This window comes from Proteus hauseri (genome assembly GCF_040139125.1).
Lineage (GTDB): Bacteria > Pseudomonadota > Gammaproteobacteria > Enterobacterales > Enterobacteriaceae > Proteus > Proteus hauseri_B.
Genome location: NZ_JBEEUB010000009.1, coordinates 153,404 through 169,559, shown reverse-complemented (window position 1 = coordinate 169,559; position 16,156 = coordinate 153,404). Strand labels below are relative to the sequence as shown.

The window sequence follows — 16,156 nt, the reverse complement described above, 5'->3', positions numbered from 1 at the left end:
TGACCTATTGCTTTTTCTCACACCTTCAGCCAGAAGAGTCGGTGGTTTTAGAAAAGTCATGATAAACTGGCATGGCTCATCAGAATATAGATTCAGCTCTATTCTGACTTCAACTAAATATTTTTAATTAAGGTAATCCATGGCTGAATGGAATGGTGAATATATCAGCCCTTACGCTGAGCATGGTAAAAAGAGTGAGCAAGTCAAAAAAATAACAGTTTCAATCCCATTGAAAGTGTTGAAAATTTTGACTGATGAACGCACTCGCCGTCAGGTTAATAACCTAAGACATGCAACCAATAGTGAATTATTGTGTGAAGCCTTTTTGCACGCATTTACCGGACAGCCTCTGCCAAATGATGAAGACTTACGTAAAGAACGTAACGATGAAATCCCTGAAGAGGCAAAAGAAATCATGCGTCAGCGGGGTGTTGATCCCGATACGTGGGAATATTAATCAAACACAAAATCTCACTTGATTTTTGATTAATACGAAACAAAAAAGCCCAAAGCAAAAACTTTGGGCTTTAGAATCATGCCCCCTTGATTTTAACGGGGGGAGTTCTTTAGACACATCGAATATTTTTCCATCAATCACATGCGCAAGAACCCGCGATACTTCATCTAGTTTGAGATGAGACAATCAGGCTAATGAGTCTATTTGTCATTATCCTAGGCGAGATATACGCGAACTTGCTTCATCAAGATGACTACGTAATGCTTTAAGGCATGGAGAAAAGTTGTCGGAAAAATAATTACAGTCATTAGCTAGAGTATAAAACTGTTCGGCTAACGCTAACATTTCCTGCCAAATTTTGCCGCTAATCCCATCGAGTAATATCACTGGACGAAGTGTATTTACTATTTCACCACCAGACTTAGGCGCAAACCCCATTGGTAAAATATCGTAGGCAGGTGCGAGTTCATATGGGCGACCATAACGACTAATAAACGATAAGTTGCCATGATGCATATCAGTATTTCCAATCAACGTACCAAATGCCCATCGGCGTGCTGTGCTAGTTGCGGCATCAGGATGAACATGTTTTTGCTTAATTAACTCATTAACTAACACGGACCAACAAGGCTCGGTTGCCCGTCCTATAAACTCAGCGTCTAGTGCTTGTAAAGAAAAAAGTCCTATACGACCGAGTAAACCCACACGGTCAAATCGTGGAATTTCAAGAAAGCGTTGCCCTTCAAAATCAAACACCTCTGTTTCAACGCCAAGCACTTTTAATGCAAGATGCTCAGCTTGAAGTAGATCACGCCAACGCTCACTGACCGCGTTATCGTCAGAAACCGTGAATTTAACGATAACATGACCTCGCTCTGTATAGGTGCAAAACTTTGGTTGCTCCCCACCAGCGGATGAGCCAGGATCCCCCCCTGAACTAACGGCTTGAGCTAATACAGGGTAAGCTTTAGTGCGATCAACAGGTTTCGGTGTTTCCATATCCAAAAATCGGTTTCTTGCCTGCTCGCCTATTAGCAGATTTCCCACTGCATCATGCCCGTAAGCAAGTAACGCTCTGATTATATCGGTATCAGACCAACGTTCTGGATTATGAGATAAACCAAGCTCAGCTGAATAGGCACAAGCATAAGCGCGCCCAAGATATCCTTGGGGGCGCATATCAAATAACCACCACGGTAAACCTTCACTATGCAAGCTCACATTATCAGCCTGCTCCATAACAAAGCCTTCTGGATAAACTGGCGTCAATTTACCTAGTGCCTTAACTTTACCTTCTTCATTTATGCGATAAATAGGAACAGAATTGAACCCACGGAAGCCATCACGCAAAGCATATTGAATAGAACGCCCCGAACCAATTCGAACAATATCATCACCCAACGTGTTTAATGCCCGTGACAACGTTGGCTGACTAATATTCATAATATTAGTAAGTTGCCTTGCTGACTCAGGTCCATTACGTAGTATTTTTCGTATCATCTCAGAGCGTATTGTCATGACATTAATTACTTATGAATAGGTAAATGAATAGATAAATGAATAGATAACTTATCAGTTGCAATCAGGCTTGTCACTATCTAAAAAGAGAAGACGTTACCCATAAACAAAAATGCCCAAAGCTTTCACTTTGGGCATTTTTTCAATTCCGAACTGTCTACAAGCATTCAGGCTAAGCTGAAAACCTGTGACAACAAATATCTTATTTGCTGCCTGGAATTTTGAAACGTTTGTTGAACAGATCAACACGACCACCGGTTGCAACATCACGTTGTTTACCAGTATAGAATGGGTGGCATTTATCACAAACGTCCAGATTCAGGTTGTGACCTGCAGTGGAGTTGATTTTCATAACGTTACCGCAAGAGCAAGATGCAGTAATTTCTTCGTATTTAGGGTGGATATCTTTTCTCATGGAAAACCTCTACTAAGGCCGTGTCGCCATTCAGCCCACAGCCGAACACCACACGTCGTGTTGATTGAAATTAATTGTTTGGTAATTTAACTACCAAAGGGGGCGGATCATACAGAATATCCACTAAACGCGCAATGAAATCTGAACACTTTTTGTGATATTCTTAAAGACATCTTTTTGCTAAAACCTTCGGAAACCCTGATATGACTATAGTTCAGGTAATATTACCTGTACCACTGTTTTCCTCCTTTGATTATCTGTTACCAGAAGGAATGGACACGCCAGTAATAGGTAGTCGAGTGATTGTCCCTTTTGGCAATAAACGCCGCTCTATTGGTATAGTCAAAGGATTAAGCTCACAGAGCGAATTTCCGATAGAAAAACTTAAACCCATAGACGAAGTTCTCGATAATGAGACCCTATTTCCCGGTGTCCTGTGGGATTTACTTAATTGGGCATCAGCTTATTACCACTACCCGTTAGGTGAAGTGCTTTTTCATGCTATGCCTATTTTACTCCGCCAAGGAAAACCCGCTGAGTTCACACCACTATGGCAATGGTATGCAACTGAAGAGGGGTTAAATGTCGATCTAAATAGTTTAAAGAGTGCTAAAAAACAGCAACAAGCCTTAGCCGCACTTCGTCGCACCCCATTATATCGCCATCAGCTAGAAGAGCATGACATCACCACTGCCATACTTAACAGCCTTAAAAAGAAACAGTTCGCCGATTTACGTCCTATTCAACCCGCCCCTATTCGCTGGCAAAACGAGTACGCGGTTCAAGGTGAGCGCTTTAAGCTAAATAGTGAACAAGCTATTGCTGTGGGTGCAATTACTGCACAATCGGATCAATTTTCACCTTGGCTATTACTGGGCATTACAGGCTCAGGCAAAACAGAAGTTTATCTTAGCGTATTAGAAAAAATTCTTGAGCAAGGTAAGCAAGCACTGGTGCTTGTGCCTGAAATTGGTTTAACACCCCAAACTATTCGCCGTTTTAAAGCCCGCTTTAATGCCCCTGTCGATGTTTTACATTCCGGGTTAAATGATACTGAACGATTAGCAGTATGGTTACGTGCTAAACGAGGTGACAATGCGATAGTGATTGGCACTCGCTCTGCATTGCTCACACCATTTCAAAATTTGGGCATTATTATTATTGATGAAGAGCATGACGGCTCTTATAAACAGCAAGATGGTTGGCGCTATCATGCTCGCGATTTAGCTGTTGTTCGGGCGAAACAGGAAGATATTCCTATCGTTATGGGAACAGCAACGCCTTCAATAGAAACGAGCTATAACGTTGAGCAGAAAAAATATCAGCAACTCACACTATCCCAACGAGCAGGAAATGCAAAACCTGCGACAGAGCATTTAATCGATTTAAAAGGGCAACCTTTAGTTACAGGTCTATCACCTATTTTAATTGGCGCAATTAAACAGCATCTTAATGCAGGTAATCAGGTGATGCTGTTTTTAAACAGAAGAGGATTTTCACCTACCTTACTCTGTCATGAATGTGGTTGGATAGCCGAATGCCCTCGTTGTGATCACTATTATACACTTCACCAAAAACACGGTATGTTGCGTTGCCACCAATGTGATAGCCAACGTCGCATTCCATCACAATGCCCACAATGTGGTTCAACAAACTTAATTCCGGTAGGATTAGGAACAGAGCAGCTAGAACAGAGCATTGGAACGCTATTCCCAGATACCCCAATAACCCGCATTGATAAAGATACCACTAGTCGAAAAGGCGCATTAGAACAGCAACTAGAAGATATCTATCAAGGGGGGTCACGCATTTTGATTGGTACACAGATGCTTGCAAAAGGGCACCATTTTCCTGATGTTACGCTGGTCGCGTTACTTGATGTTGATGGCGCACTATTTTCAAGTGATTTTCGTGCAGCAGAGCGCTTTGCTCAGCTTTATACGCAAGTTTCTGGTCGTGCAGGCAGAGCAGGTAAACAAGGTGCGGTGTATCTACAAACACACCAGCCTGAGCACCCTCTTTTATTAACACTGCTCGAAAAAGGCTATGACGCTTTTACTAAAGAAGCATTACAAGAGCGACAAGCGACTTTTTTGCCGCCTTATTCCAGCCATATCATGGTTCGCTCTGAAGATAATAATAATCAACGTGCACCACAATTTTTACGCCAACTAAAACAGTTTTTTGAACAACACCCAATGCGTGATGCTAATTTATGGGTAATGGGACCACTTCCGGCAATTCAAGCAAAACGCGGTGGTAATTACCGCTGGCAATTATTACTTCAGCATCCATCGCGAGGTTATTTACAAAAGCTAATGTCAGTGACTTACCCACAAATGGTTGCACTGCCAGAAAGTAAAAAAGTGAAATGGAATATCGATGTTGACCCAATAGATTGTTGATCATATTTATATTTAGAAATTGAATATTTTTTAATTAAAACCATCTCGATAATAAAATGGCTCGCAATGACTAGTTACGTAGTAAGACTATTTATCAATTTTGCGAACTAACTCATAAAAACGATTGGTATCACACTTTTTATGCAAACTAGGTAACAGTATCTATTTAAAAAGCGGGTAGAATAACAATTTAGAATATTTCTTGAATGAAAACCGTCGATATTTTCTTTTTTTGAACAGCGACGGTTTTTTTGCAATAAAAAAGCAATCGTTTAACCAAACCATCAGAAGGGAGGTATGGGGTTTGCAACAGAATAATAAAGATAATACGCAAGCAACAATGAAAGATGTTGCACTTGCAGCTGGCGTGTCAACAGCAACCGTTTCACGTACATTAATGAATCCGGAAAAAGTATCCTCACAGACGCGTCAGAAAGTTGAGCAAGCTGTTCTAGATGTTGGTTATTATCCTCATAACCTATCTAAGAACCTTAAACGTAATGAGTCAAAGACTATCTTAGTGATTGTCCCAAATATCAGTGATCCTTTTTTCACTGATGTTGTTTGTGGTATTGAAGAAACTGCCGCTCAACATGGCTATTTAGTCCTTATTGGCGACTGCAAGCATCAGCAAAAACACGAAAATGCCTTTATCAATTTAATTATTACTAAACAAATTGATGGCATGTTGCTTCTGGGTTCTCATATCCCTTTTGATGTATCCAAAGAAGAACAGAAAAATCTACCGCCAATGATTATGGCGAATGAGTTTGCTCCTGAACTTGAGTTGCCAACAGTACATATTGATAATTTAACGGCTTCTTTTAGAGCGACCCATTATTTACAACAAATGGGGCATAAACGGATTGCATGTATTACTGGTCCTGAAGATATGCCTTTATGTCGCTATCGCCTACAAGGTTATATTCAAGCAATGCGTAGAACAGGTGTACCCCTGCGCGAAGACTATATTATCAGGGGTGATTTTACGCATGAAAGTGGTGCAGAAAGTCTGAAAAAATTAATTTCTTTACCTGAGCCACCGACGGCTGTTTTTTGTCATAGTGATATCATGGCAATTGGTGTGATGTGGCAAGCGAAAAAACTAGGATTGCAGCTACCAGATGATCTCTCTGTTATTGGTTTCGATAACCTTGATATCACACGTTATAGCGAGCCAGCACTCACCACGATGGAGCAGCCTCGTTATCAAATTGGTCGTCAATCTATGTTGTTATTGCTTGATCAATTACAAGGGCGACCAGTACCGCCGGGTTCACGCTTATTAGATTGTGAGCTGATTGTAAGAGAGAGTGTCTGTCGGCTTAAAAGCTAGGCAAAACTCACTATGTTAAGTAACATATCGTTTGTGATACCCATTCCTTTAATTATCAGCGAATCGAACTGTGGCACAACGAGACTATGTGGGACGAGGGCAGACATCTGCTCGTCGTAAAAAGACAACGAAAAGTAAAGGTAAAAAGGCCGCTAAAGGGTTGCCTTTGACAACACTTATTGCGGCAATTGCGATTGTGGCGCTGTTTATCGGCGGCCTCTATTTTATTACACAAAATAAAAAAGAGTCAGTGCAAACAACGTCACCAGCAACTGGACAACATCCAGCAAACACCCTTCCACCAAAACCTGAAGAGCGCTGGCAATATATTAAAGAGCTAGAAAATCGTCAGGTCGGTACCCCTTTACAGCCAAATTTACCCTCTGCTGGTAGCCAGATTAATCCGAAATCTACGCTATCACCTGAGCAATTGAAATTTCTACAGCAAATTGAAGCAGATAAGCGTCAACCTGCTGTACAACTTCCTGAAGTACCTTATAACGGTGAAGTTCCTCGTTCTCAGGTTGCGGTAACACCACCTGTAACAATACCATCATCAATACCACCACAACCTGCTCCTGTCATTCAAGAGCAAGCACCTGCGATAGTTACCCCCGCGAAACCAATCACTGAAAGCCGTTTTTTAGTTCAGTGCGGCTCATTTAAAAATACAGAACAAGCAGAGTCTGTAAGAGCGACATTGGCATTTTCAGGGGTTGAAAGCAGAGTAACAAAAGGAAGTGATGGTTGGATCCGCGTATTATCAGGTCCTTACAATAAAGAACAAGCCAACACAGTTAGCAGACAAGCAGCAGGCGCTGGCGTATCAGGTTGTATTCTTCGCTCTTCTGGGGGTTGAAAAATAAAATTTATCCCCCACCTATAATTCTAATTCACATTACGGGTAGTGCTGGGTCATTAAATGCACTCTCCGTATTCTTTTTATTGATTAAACCAGGGGCTGACTCATGACTACAATCGTAAGTGTTCGCCGTAAGGGCCAAGTCGTAATCGGTGGTGATGGACAAGCGACGATGGGTAACACCGTCATGAAAGGCAATGTCCGCAAAGTACGCCGTCTTTATAACGATAAAGTCATTGCGGGATTCGCCGGCGGCACTGCTGATGCATTTACTCTTTTTGAACTATTTGAACGTAAATTAGAACTCCATCAAGGGCATTTAACTAAAGCAGCCGTTGAACTCGCCAAAGATTGGCGCACAGATAGAATGCTGCGCAAACTTGAAGCATTACTTGCTGTTGCAGATGAAAACACATCATTGATTATTACGGGTAATGGTGATGTTGTTCAGCCAGAAAACGATCTTATTGCGATAGGTTCTGGTGGTCCTTATGCACAAGCAGCTGCACGAGCAATGCTAGAAACAACAGATCTCAGCGCACGCGAAATTGCTGAAAGAGCACTTAATATTGCTGGAGATATCTGTATTTACACCAACCATAATGTCAACTTTGAAGAACTCTCTTCAAAAGAGTAAGGATCTGAGCGCATGTCCGAAATGACTCCTCGCGAAATTGCCAGCGAACTCGATAGATTTATTATCGGTCAAGATAAAGCAAAACGTGCTGTGGCGATAGCCCTACGTAACCGCTGGCGTCGTATGCAGCTTGATGAGGCGCTGCGTCACGAAGTTACCCCTAAAAATATTCTCATGATTGGACCTACAGGGGTAGGTAAAACCGAAATTGCTCGTCGTTTAGCAAAATTAGCTAACGCGCCTTTTATTAAGGTTGAAGCAACTAAATTCACCGAAGTGGGTTATGTGGGTAAAGAAGTTGATTCAATTATCCGCGATTTAACCGACTCGGCAGTTAAAATGGTTCGTAGCCAAGCGATTGAAAAAAATCGTTTCCGTGCTGAAGAAATGGCAGAAGAACGTATCCTTGATACCTTAATTCCACCAGCAAAAAATAACTGGGGTGTGGCAGAACAAGCTTCTGAGCCTTCAGCAGCACGCCAATCTTTCCGTAAAAAATTACGCGAAGGACAATTAGACGATAAAGAGATTGAAATTGAGTTATCAGCAACACCTATGGGTGTTGAAATCATGGCTCCTCCAGGAATGGAAGAGATGACTAACCAATTGCAATCGATGTTCCAAAATTTAGCGGGTCAAAAACAAAAAGCTCGCAAAATGAAGATCAAAGATGCGTTTAAGCTAATTGTTGAAGAAGAAGCCGCTAAATTAGTCAATCCTGAAGAGCTAAAACAGCAAGCGATTGATGCCGTTGAACAACACGGTATCGTATTTATCGATGAAGTTGATAAAATCTGTAAACGTGGTGGACAAAGTTCAGGTCCTGATGTTTCTCGTGAAGGTGTGCAGCGTGACCTCTTACCACTGGTTGAAGGTTGTACAGTTTCAACAAAACACGGTATGGTAAAAACCGACCATATTCTGTTTATTGCATCAGGTGCATTCCAAGTCTCTAGCCCATCAGATTTAATTCCTGAATTACAAGGGCGTCTGCCAATTCGTGTCGAACTTCAAGCACTGACAGCAGAAGATTTTGAGCGTATCCTGACCGAACCAAATGCATCACTGACTAAACAGTATGAAGCATTAATGGCAACAGAAGGCGTTTCTATCAGCTTTACACAAGACGGTATTCGCAAAATTGCTGAATCAGCATGGCGTGTAAACGAAACCACTGAAAACATTGGTGCTCGTCGTCTTCACACTGTATTAGAACGTTTGATGGAAGAAATTTCCTACGATGCGAGTGAACGCCAAGGGCAATCCGTGTTAATTGATGCGGAATATGTAAAAGAGCATCTTGATGAGCTTGTAGCAGATGAAGATCTGAGTCGATTTATTTTATAATCAACTTATGCGATCATTATCAGCAATATTTACGTGGGAGGCTTGCCTCCCATTCTTATTTTTATAATAACAACGAAGACGAGTATTGAATTTCAGCATGAGCTCTCTAAATTCCACCAGCCGGACTCAGGCCTGGCTTGAAAGTTTACGACCCAAAACATTGCCTTTAGGGTTAATCGCGATAGTGACTGGTTCTGCACTGGCTTACTGGATGGGTCACTTTGAGCTACCTATAGCACTGCTGGCAATTTTAACGGCAGGGACTTTACAAATCCTATCAAACCTCGCCAATGACTATGGTGATGCCGTAAAAGGAACTGACACAGAAGAGCGTTTAGGTCCACTACGTGGAATGCAAAAAGGTGTAATAACACCCGCGCAAATGAAAAAAGCGCTCATTTTAAATGTCATTATTTCCTGTATTGCAGGTATTGCGCTTATTATCGTCGCCTGTAAAAAACCTGAAGACGCCATTGGATTTCTAATGATGGGTTTGCTGGCAATTGTTGCAGCAATTACTTATACCGTTGGAAAACGCCCTTATGGTTATATGGGACTAGGCGATATTTCAGTATTAATCTTCTTTGGTTGGCTAAGTGTAATTGGCACTTATTACTTACAAGCAAACACCTTGGCTATTGTGACACTGCTTCCTGCAACTGCATGCGGATTACTTTCTGTCGCTGTTCTTAATATCAATAATATGCGCGATTTAGAAAGTGATATTCAAGCGGGCAAAAATACCTTAGCTGTTCGTTTAGGTGCTGCGGGCTCTCGTACTTATCATACCTGCGTTATTTTTCTCTCTATTGCCTGCCTTATTTTCTTCACACTACTTTATATGCACCGTTGGACTGCATGGCTATTTTTATTAGCCGTACCCATGTTACTACTGCATATTAAACGTGTTAATGCGAACCATACTGGTGAAGCAATGCGCCCACTACTTGAACATATGGTCAAAGCCGCACTACTTACCAATGTATTATTCTCTTTAGGTTTAGTTTTAGAATAATTTTAGCGGATTGTTGATTTGACTCACTGAATTACCAGTGAGTCTTTTGCCAACAGCCCCTGTTAAGAGATATACTGGCTTTTCCTGTGGCAACCTGACGTAAATCCTATGAATTATGATACTTCTGAACTCTGTGATATCTATCAAGAAGATATCAATGTCGTAGAACCGCTCTTTTCGAACTTTGGTGGTCGTAGCGCCTTTAGCGGACAAATCATCACCGTAAAATGTTTCGAAGACAATGGCCTGCTTTATGACTTACTAGAAGAAAACGGCAAAGGTCGCGTTCTTTTGGTCGATGGCGGTGGCTCTGTGCGTAAAGCCTTAGTTGATGCTGAGCTAGCACAACTTGCTGTTCTCAACGAATGGGAAGGTATGGTTATTTATGGCGCTGTACGCCAAGTGGATGCGCTATCTGAGCTTGATTTAGGTATTCAGGCAATGGCGGCGATACCAGCAGGTTGTCCTAGTGAAGGAATTGGCGAAAGTGATATTCGCGTTAACTTTGGTGGTGTAACGTTCTTCTCTGGTGATTATCTTTATGCAGATAATACTGGAATTGTTTTATCAGAAGAGCCCCTTGGCTTAGATGCCGATGACGGATCACTAGAAGTTTTATAATCCTTTACTGCGCTGCATCTTTACTTCTACACCTCTATTGCTCTTTTCAAGAGATATAAAAGCCACCCTAAAGTGGCTTTTATTTTAACTAACAACAAGGTTAAGCAATTACTGTACGTCTTCCATTTTGCCTAACAGTGCGCGTAAACGCTCTTGCCAACTTGATTGCTCTTGTTTTAGTTCATCATTTTCACGAACTAGCGCTTCTCTTGACTCTTTAGCACCTTCAACTTCTTGGCTCAGCGCGTCATTCTTCTCTTTTAACTCTTCAATTTCCATCTGTAATAACGTGATGGTATCGATAGCTTGTTGTACTTTTGATTCTAACTTCTCGAAAACTTCAAATGACATACTGTAATCCCCCATATAATCGATACTTCCGATTGTAAGTAGCCTATCAACAACTGTCTAGCATCTTCCGTGGAATTACATTTTTTTTTCATTTTATCAAAAACACTGGTCTGATCACATTACAAATGTCGAACAAGTCACTATTTAAGAGCGTTTTCACTCATTTTCTTGATGAGACACACAAAATTCAATTTCGCTTATTCTCGTTTACGCTCATTAACGATAAATTCACAGTTATCTTTTCAAATCGAAAAGAATACTAACAATAAATAACCCTCTTTCAGGATAGAATATATGAGCCAGACGAAAACCTCTCTTACGGGTCAATGTATTTCCGAGTTTATCGGAACCGCATTGCTAGTCTTCTTCGGTCTTGGTTGTGTAGCAGCAGCACGTATTGCTGGTGCTCAGCTAGGTCTTTGGGAGATAAGCATTATCTGGGGGCTAGGTGTTGCCTTAGCCGTTTATCTTACCGCTGGTACCTCCGGTGCTCACCTGAACCCGGCAGTGACTGTTGCATTTTGGTTATTTGCCTGTTTTGAGCGCAGAAAAGTATTACCTTATATCATTGCACAAATGTTAGGCGGCTTCTTTGCTGCACTTATTGTATACTTTATGTATTACAATTTATTTACCGACTATGAACAAGTAAACTCAATTATACGAGGCTCTCAAGAAAGTCTCTTTACCGCCGGTGTTTTCTCTACATACCCAGCAGCACAAATCTCTGTTGTACACGCATTTTTTATCGAAGTTATTATCGCCATCATTCTGGTTGGTCTTATCTTAGCACTTACTGATGATGGTAACGGTGTTCCTAAAGGTCCATTAGCCCCTTTACTGATTGGTATCTTAATCGCAGTTATTGGCGGTGCATTTGGTCCATTAACTGGTTTCGCCTTAAACCCTGCTCGTGACTTTGGTCCAAAATTAGTCGCTTACTTTGCTGGCTGGGGCGATATAGCACTCACTGGTGGACGTGATATTCCTTACTTTTTAGTACCTCTGATTGCGCCATTTATTGGCGGTATTATCGGTGCGCTTGCTTATCGTAAATTAATTGGCCGCCACTTACCTTGTGATACCTGCAAAATCGAAGACGACAAATAACAACTACATCAATATTGTTGATTATCAGAACGGATTATTATTATGACAACTGAAACAAACCAATTGAATACTGAGAAAAAATATATTGTCGCCCTTGATCAGGGAACAACCAGTTCACGCGCCGTGGTGATTGACCATGACGCCAATATTGTCAGTATTTCACAACGCGAGTTTACGCAAATTTATCCTAAACCAGGTTGGGTTGAACACGACCCAATGGAAATCTGGGCAACACAGAGTGCAACCTTAGTTGAAGTTTTAGCAAAAGCAGATATTCCATCCGATCACGTTGCCGGTATTGGTATTACAAACCAACGTGAAACTACCATTGTTTGGGACAAAGAGACCGGCAAGCCTGTTTATAATGCCATTGTATGGCAATGTCGCCGTACTGCGGATTTCTGTACCCGTTTAAAAGATAAAGAAGGCGTAGAAGAGTATATTCGCCAAAATACTGGATTAATGGTTGACCCGTATTTTTCAGGCACAAAACTCAAATGGATCCTCGACAATGTTGAAGGAGCGCGTGAAAGAGCAGAAAAAGGTGAACTACTCTTTGGTACTGTCGATACTTGGTTAGTGTGGAAAATGACACAAGGCCGTGTTCACGTCACTGATTTCACAAATGCTTCTCGTACTATGCTGTTTAATATCCACTCTTTAGAGTGGGATCAAAAAATCCTCGATTTACTCGAGATCCCACGCAATATGTTACCAAAAGTGGTGGCGTCTTCTGAAGTTTATGGTCAAACCAACATTGGTGGTAAAGGGGGTACTCGTATTCCTATCGCTGGTATGGCGGGTGACCAACAAGCGGCTCTGTATGGTCAATTATGTGTACAAAGTGGCATGGCAAAAAATACCTATGGTACAGGCTGTTTCTTGCTGATGAACACAGGTAAAGAAGCCGTGCGTTCTAATCACGGCTTGTTAACCACTATTTGCTGTGGTCCTCGTGGTGAAGTGAACTACGCATTAGAAGGTGCGGTATTCGTTGGTGGGGCATCTATTCAATGGTTACGCGATGAATTAAAACTTATTGATGAAGCAACGGATTCAGAATATTTCGCAACTAAAGTTAATGACACCAACGGTGTCTATGTTGTTCCTGCATTTACTGGTTTAGGTGCACCGTATTGGGACCCATATGCTCGCGGTGCAATTTTTGGCTTAACCCGTGGTGCTAATCGTAATCACATTATTCGTGCAACCTTAGAATCTATTGCTTATCAAACGCGTGATGTTCTTGATGCAATGCAAGCTGACTCTGGTGCTCGTCTACAATCACTGCGTGTTGATGGTGGTGCGGTTGCTAATAACTTCTTGATGCAATTCCAATCTGACATTTTAGGTACTCGTGTAGAGCGTCCTGTGGTACGTGAAAGTACTGCGTTAGGCGCGGCATTCCTTGCCGGTCTTGCTATTGGTTTCTGGAATGACTTAGATGAAGTGAAAAACAAGGCGGCGATTGATAAAGAGTTCCGCCCTGGTATTGAAACCACTGAACGTAACTATCGTTATAACGGTTGGAAAAAAGCCGTTGCACGTGCTCAAGAGTGGGAAGACCGCGGTTAATTACGACTAAATATTCTTTAAAAGAGTTAGAGAGAGAAGTAGCTTAGGCTACAAAACTAAAATGCCGATAGTTCAAATAAGCACTATCGGCATTTTTCTAAGATAAATATTAAGGCAATAAATCAGCCACCAAGATTATCTTAATAAAGATCTATTTCGCTAAACAGTATGCTCTTCATGACTAAAACGATGCGCCAACGGTAACCAACAGAGCACAATCGCGACAGACATAACAAACATAATCATCCCTAAGCTAAATTGGTTATGTTGTGGCAATAATGCCGAAAACCATGTTGCTATACCTGAACCTACATTTTGTAAGCCACCAACTAATGCCCCTGCAGAACCAGCTAAGTAAGGAAAAGGCTCCATCGCCCCTGTCGTTGCCAATGGGAATAGCATTCCTGCGCCAAAGAAAAACAGAGAGGCTGGCACTAACAGTGTCCAGATATTAATAATATTTAGCCAACCGGGGATCCACATTAAAATACCCGCAGTTAAACAACAAAATACAGAGTGCCACATCAATTGAACAAAGGTTTTACCTTCACGCCCTGCATACCAAGCACCAAAAAAAGCAGCAGGAATAGGCAGAATAAATAGGATACTAATCGTAATACTATTTAATCCTAATACTCCCCCCATTAACACACCACTACAAGCCTCGAAAACCGCGATCCCCGATAATGCACAAATCAACATAATCAAAAATGCACTAAATGTACTGTTAGATAACAGTAAGTAAAAAGAAGATAACATTTTGCGTTTTTCAGCTTGTACAGGACGTGTTTCTGGCATCCAACGATACATGCAAAATAGAACACTCGTGCCTAATAATAATAGGAAGATATAACAGGCATGCCAGCCAAAGAAGTGCGCCACCACGCCACCAATCATTGGTGCTAATAATGGACTAACAAGAACCCCCATATTTAGCAAACTATTGGCATAACGAAGTGCGGTTCCGGTATATAAATCACGAGGCTGGGTACGAGTCATTACACCGGCAACACCTGTTCCCATGCCTTGCAGTGTACTTGCGATAACTAATGTCGTTAGATTTTTTGAAAAAATCGCCACTAGCGTTGCTAAACAGAAAATTGTCATTCCGATCAAAATAACCGGGCGACGCCCTATTCTATCGGAAATAGGACCATAAATAAGTTGTGAAAATCCGTAAGAAAAAAGATAAGCACCCATTACTTGTTGTACAGCACCCGTTGGTTCACCAAAGTAAACTGCCATATCAGCAATAACGGGAACATAAATAGTTTGGGTCATTTGACCTACAGCGACTAGTGCAATAATCAATAACAACAGATTTGCATGTTCTAACTTTCTCATTTCTTTGCTCAAGAATTAACAATTAACAGATTAACGGACAGGAAAACACTTCAGAGAATTTATTTAAATAAACTCCGCAAATGTGTCTCTGCTAAGAATGAGACTAAGGTAACAAATTTAGAAAAATTTGCGAGATAGTCAGCAATTTTTGTATTGATGCTAATGTCAGAGAAATACACCATAATTGTCAATATAAATGTACATTTTATGTCAACAATTAACAAAATTTCAGATTAATAACATCACCACATCTTCTCGATAACTAAAAATCGCCTTCCTCTTTAGAATAAACAGGCGATATAAGCGCGTTTACAAGAAAGGAGATAACATAATATGGCAAACTGGGTCAGTGGAAAAGTTATCCAAGTTCATCATTGGACAGATGCATTAATGAGTCTGGTTGTACAGGCACCTGTTGATAAGTTTACAGCAGGACAATTTGCAAAATTGGCATTAGATATCGAAGGTGAACGAGTACAACGAGCCTACTCTTATGTAAATTCTCCTGAAGATCCTAATTTAGAATTTTATCTTGTTACTGTTCCTGAAGGAAAACTAAGCCCCAACTTATCCGCACTGACAAAGGGTGATGAAGTACTGGTGACACAACAAGCCAGCGGTTTTTTTGTATTAGAAGAAATCCCCGATACAACGACATTGTGGATGCTCTCAACAGGCACGGCTATTGGTCCTTTTTTATCTATTTTACAACTAGGTGAAGATCTAGAACGGTTTGAAAATATTGTCTTAGTTCACGCCGTTCGCTATGCCAATGATTTAAGTTACCTACCATTAATGGAAAAACTGGTTGAGCGTTATCAAGGTAAGTTACGCATACAGACTATTGTTAGTCGAGAAAATCACATTGGATCATTAACAGGTCGCATTCCTGCACTGATTGAAAGTGGTGCATTAGAAAAAACGGTAGGATTAACCATCACCCCAGAAGATAGCCATATTATGTTGTGTGGTAATCCACAAATGGTGAGAGATACCCAGCAACTTCTTAAAGAACAACGGGAAATGCGTAAACATTTACGACGCAAACCGGGACATATCACCAGTGAACAATATTGGTAACGGTAAAATTTATCGTCAAAAAGATAAACAATAAGGGCTGACTTTATTAAAGTGCAGCCCTTATCTTATTAATCTATAAATTT

General features: G+C 41.1%; 15 protein-coding genes. 11 read left to right on the top strand and 4 right to left on the bottom strand.

The genetic code is table 11. The annotated features are described in order from the left end of the window. Window positions 1-139: 139 nt before the first annotated feature. Entirely contained in the window at window positions 140-457 is a 318-nt protein-coding gene (gene metJ / locus ABN099_RS15240) for a met regulon transcriptional regulator MetJ (RefSeq protein ID WP_064718474.1), read from the top strand. A gap of 210 nt (window positions 458-667) precedes the next feature. Here the strand turns inward: metJ and yjjJ are convergent, their stop codons facing one another. Together yjjJ and rpmE are read right to left on the bottom strand one after the other, a co-directional pair. Beyond that, window positions 668-1,975 (bottom strand): type II toxin-antitoxin system HipA family toxin YjjJ, encoded by a 1,308-nt coding sequence (gene yjjJ / locus ABN099_RS15235; RefSeq protein ID WP_349464861.1) that lies wholly within the window; start codon window positions 1,973-1,975, stop codon window positions 668-670. Between the two features lie 202 nt (window positions 1,976-2,177). After that, entirely contained in the window at window positions 2,178-2,390 is a 213-nt protein-coding gene (gene rpmE, locus ABN099_RS15230; protein ID WP_064718473.1) for a 50S ribosomal protein L31, read from the bottom strand. Window positions 2,391-2,593: 203 nt separating this feature from the next. On the opposite strand from rpmE, the gene priA reads away from it, so the two are divergent. From priA to rraA, 7 genes are all read left to right on the top strand, one after another. Continuing rightward, window positions 2,594-4,795: a primosomal protein N' gene (priA, locus tag ABN099_RS15225; protein ID WP_349464859.1), complete on the top strand. Its 2,202-nt coding sequence runs from the start codon at window positions 2,594-2,596 to the stop codon at window positions 4,793-4,795. A 304-nt stretch (window positions 4,796-5,099) separates the two neighbouring features. Further along, entirely contained in the window at window positions 5,100-6,131 is a 1,032-nt protein-coding gene (gene cytR / locus ABN099_RS15220) for a DNA-binding transcriptional regulator CytR (protein ID WP_349464857.1), read from the top strand. Window positions 6,132-6,201: 70 nt separating this feature from the next. Then, window positions 6,202-6,990 carry an SPOR domain-containing protein gene (locus tag ABN099_RS15215; RefSeq protein WP_349464855.1) on the top strand — a complete coding sequence of 263 codons (789 nt, stop codon included), beginning with the start codon at window positions 6,202-6,204 and terminating at the stop codon, window positions 6,988-6,990. Window positions 6,991-7,099: 109 nt separating this feature from the next. Beyond that, entirely contained in the window at window positions 7,100-7,630 is a 531-nt protein-coding gene (hslV, locus tag ABN099_RS15210) for an ATP-dependent protease subunit HslV (protein WP_064718470.1), read from the top strand. 12 nt (window positions 7,631-7,642) lie between these two features. After that, window positions 7,643-8,977, top strand: coding sequence for an HslU--HslV peptidase ATPase subunit (gene hslU / locus ABN099_RS15205; protein ID WP_349464853.1), 1,335 nt, complete (start codon window positions 7,643-7,645; stop codon window positions 8,975-8,977). Window positions 8,978-9,074: 97 nt separating this feature from the next. Continuing rightward, window positions 9,075-9,992: a 1,4-dihydroxy-2-naphthoate polyprenyltransferase gene (locus tag ABN099_RS15200; protein WP_349464851.1), complete on the top strand. Its 918-nt coding sequence runs from the start codon at window positions 9,075-9,077 to the stop codon at window positions 9,990-9,992. A gap of 108 nt (window positions 9,993-10,100) precedes the next feature. Beyond that, window positions 10,101-10,613 (top strand): ribonuclease E activity regulator RraA, encoded by a 513-nt coding sequence (rraA, locus tag ABN099_RS15195; RefSeq protein WP_349464849.1) that lies wholly within the window; start codon window positions 10,101-10,103, stop codon window positions 10,611-10,613. A gap of 108 nt (window positions 10,614-10,721) precedes the next feature. Here rraA and zapB read toward each other — a convergent pair whose 3' ends face one another. Beyond that, window positions 10,722-10,964: a septal ring assembly protein ZapB gene (zapB, locus tag ABN099_RS15190; RefSeq protein ID WP_064718466.1), complete on the bottom strand. Its 243-nt coding sequence runs from the start codon at window positions 10,962-10,964 to the stop codon at window positions 10,722-10,724. Window positions 10,965-11,258: 294 nt separating this feature from the next. Between zapB and ABN099_RS15185 the strand changes: the two genes are divergently transcribed. Both ABN099_RS15185 and glpK read left to right on the top strand, forming a co-directional pair. After that, on the top strand, window positions 11,259-12,074 hold the full coding sequence (locus ABN099_RS15185) for an MIP/aquaporin family protein (protein ID WP_349464847.1): 816 nt from the start codon (window positions 11,259-11,261) through the stop codon (window positions 12,072-12,074). A gap of 42 nt (window positions 12,075-12,116) precedes the next feature. Continuing rightward, window positions 12,117-13,649, top strand: coding sequence for a glycerol kinase GlpK (gene glpK, locus ABN099_RS15180; protein WP_349464845.1), 1,533 nt, complete (start codon window positions 12,117-12,119; stop codon window positions 13,647-13,649). A gap of 159 nt (window positions 13,650-13,808) precedes the next feature. Here glpK and emrD read toward each other — a convergent pair whose 3' ends face one another. Next, window positions 13,809-14,993 carry a multidrug efflux MFS transporter EmrD gene (emrD, locus tag ABN099_RS15175; RefSeq protein WP_349464843.1) on the bottom strand — a complete coding sequence of 395 codons (1,185 nt, stop codon included), beginning with the start codon at window positions 14,991-14,993 and terminating at the stop codon, window positions 13,809-13,811. A 333-nt stretch (window positions 14,994-15,326) separates the two neighbouring features. Between emrD and fpr the strand changes: the two genes are divergently transcribed. Then, a complete protein-coding gene (fpr, locus tag ABN099_RS15170; protein ID WP_349464841.1) occupies window positions 15,327-16,073 on the top strand; it encodes a ferredoxin--NADP(+) reductase in 747 nt (248 codons plus the stop codon). The last annotated feature ends 83 nt before the right edge of the window (window positions 16,074-16,156 follow it).

Excerpts from the sequence above, each read along its gene's own strand:
- metJ (WP_064718474.1), top strand. The coding sequence starts at position 140 with ATGGCTGAATGGAATGGTGAATATATCAGCCCTTACGCTGAGCATGGT.
- rraA (WP_349464849.1), top strand. The coding sequence starts at position 10,101 with ATGAATTATGATACTTCTGAACTCTGTGATATCTATCAAGAAGATATC.
- ABN099_RS15185 (WP_349464847.1), top strand. The coding sequence starts at position 11,259 with ATGAGCCAGACGAAAACCTCTCTTACGGGTCAATGTATTTCCGAGTTT.
- fpr (WP_349464841.1), top strand. The coding sequence starts at position 15,327 with ATGGCAAACTGGGTCAGTGGAAAAGTTATCCAAGTTCATCATTGGACA.
- hslU (WP_349464853.1), top strand. The coding sequence starts at position 7,643 with ATGTCCGAAATGACTCCTCGCGAAATTGCCAGCGAACTCGATAGATTT.
- priA (WP_349464859.1), top strand. The coding sequence starts at position 2,594 with ATGACTATAGTTCAGGTAATATTACCTGTACCACTGTTTTCCTCCTTT.
- hslV (WP_064718470.1), top strand. The coding sequence starts at position 7,100 with ATGACTACAATCGTAAGTGTTCGCCGTAAGGGCCAAGTCGTAATCGGT.
- zapB (WP_064718466.1), bottom strand. The coding sequence starts at position 10,964 with ATGTCATTTGAAGTTTTCGAGAAGTTAGAATCAAAAGTACAACAAGCT.
- rpmE (WP_064718473.1), bottom strand. The coding sequence starts at position 2,390 with ATGAGAAAAGATATCCACCCTAAATACGAAGAAATTACTGCATCTTGC.
- yjjJ (WP_349464861.1), bottom strand. The coding sequence starts at position 1,975 with ATGACAATACGCTCTGAGATGATACGAAAAATACTACGTAATGGACCT.
- glpK (WP_349464845.1), top strand. The coding sequence starts at position 12,117 with ATGACAACTGAAACAAACCAATTGAATACTGAGAAAAAATATATTGTC.
- emrD (WP_349464843.1), bottom strand. The coding sequence starts at position 14,993 with ATGAGAAAGTTAGAACATGCAAATCTGTTGTTATTGATTATTGCACTA.
- ABN099_RS15200 (WP_349464851.1), top strand. The coding sequence starts at position 9,075 with ATGAGCTCTCTAAATTCCACCAGCCGGACTCAGGCCTGGCTTGAAAGT.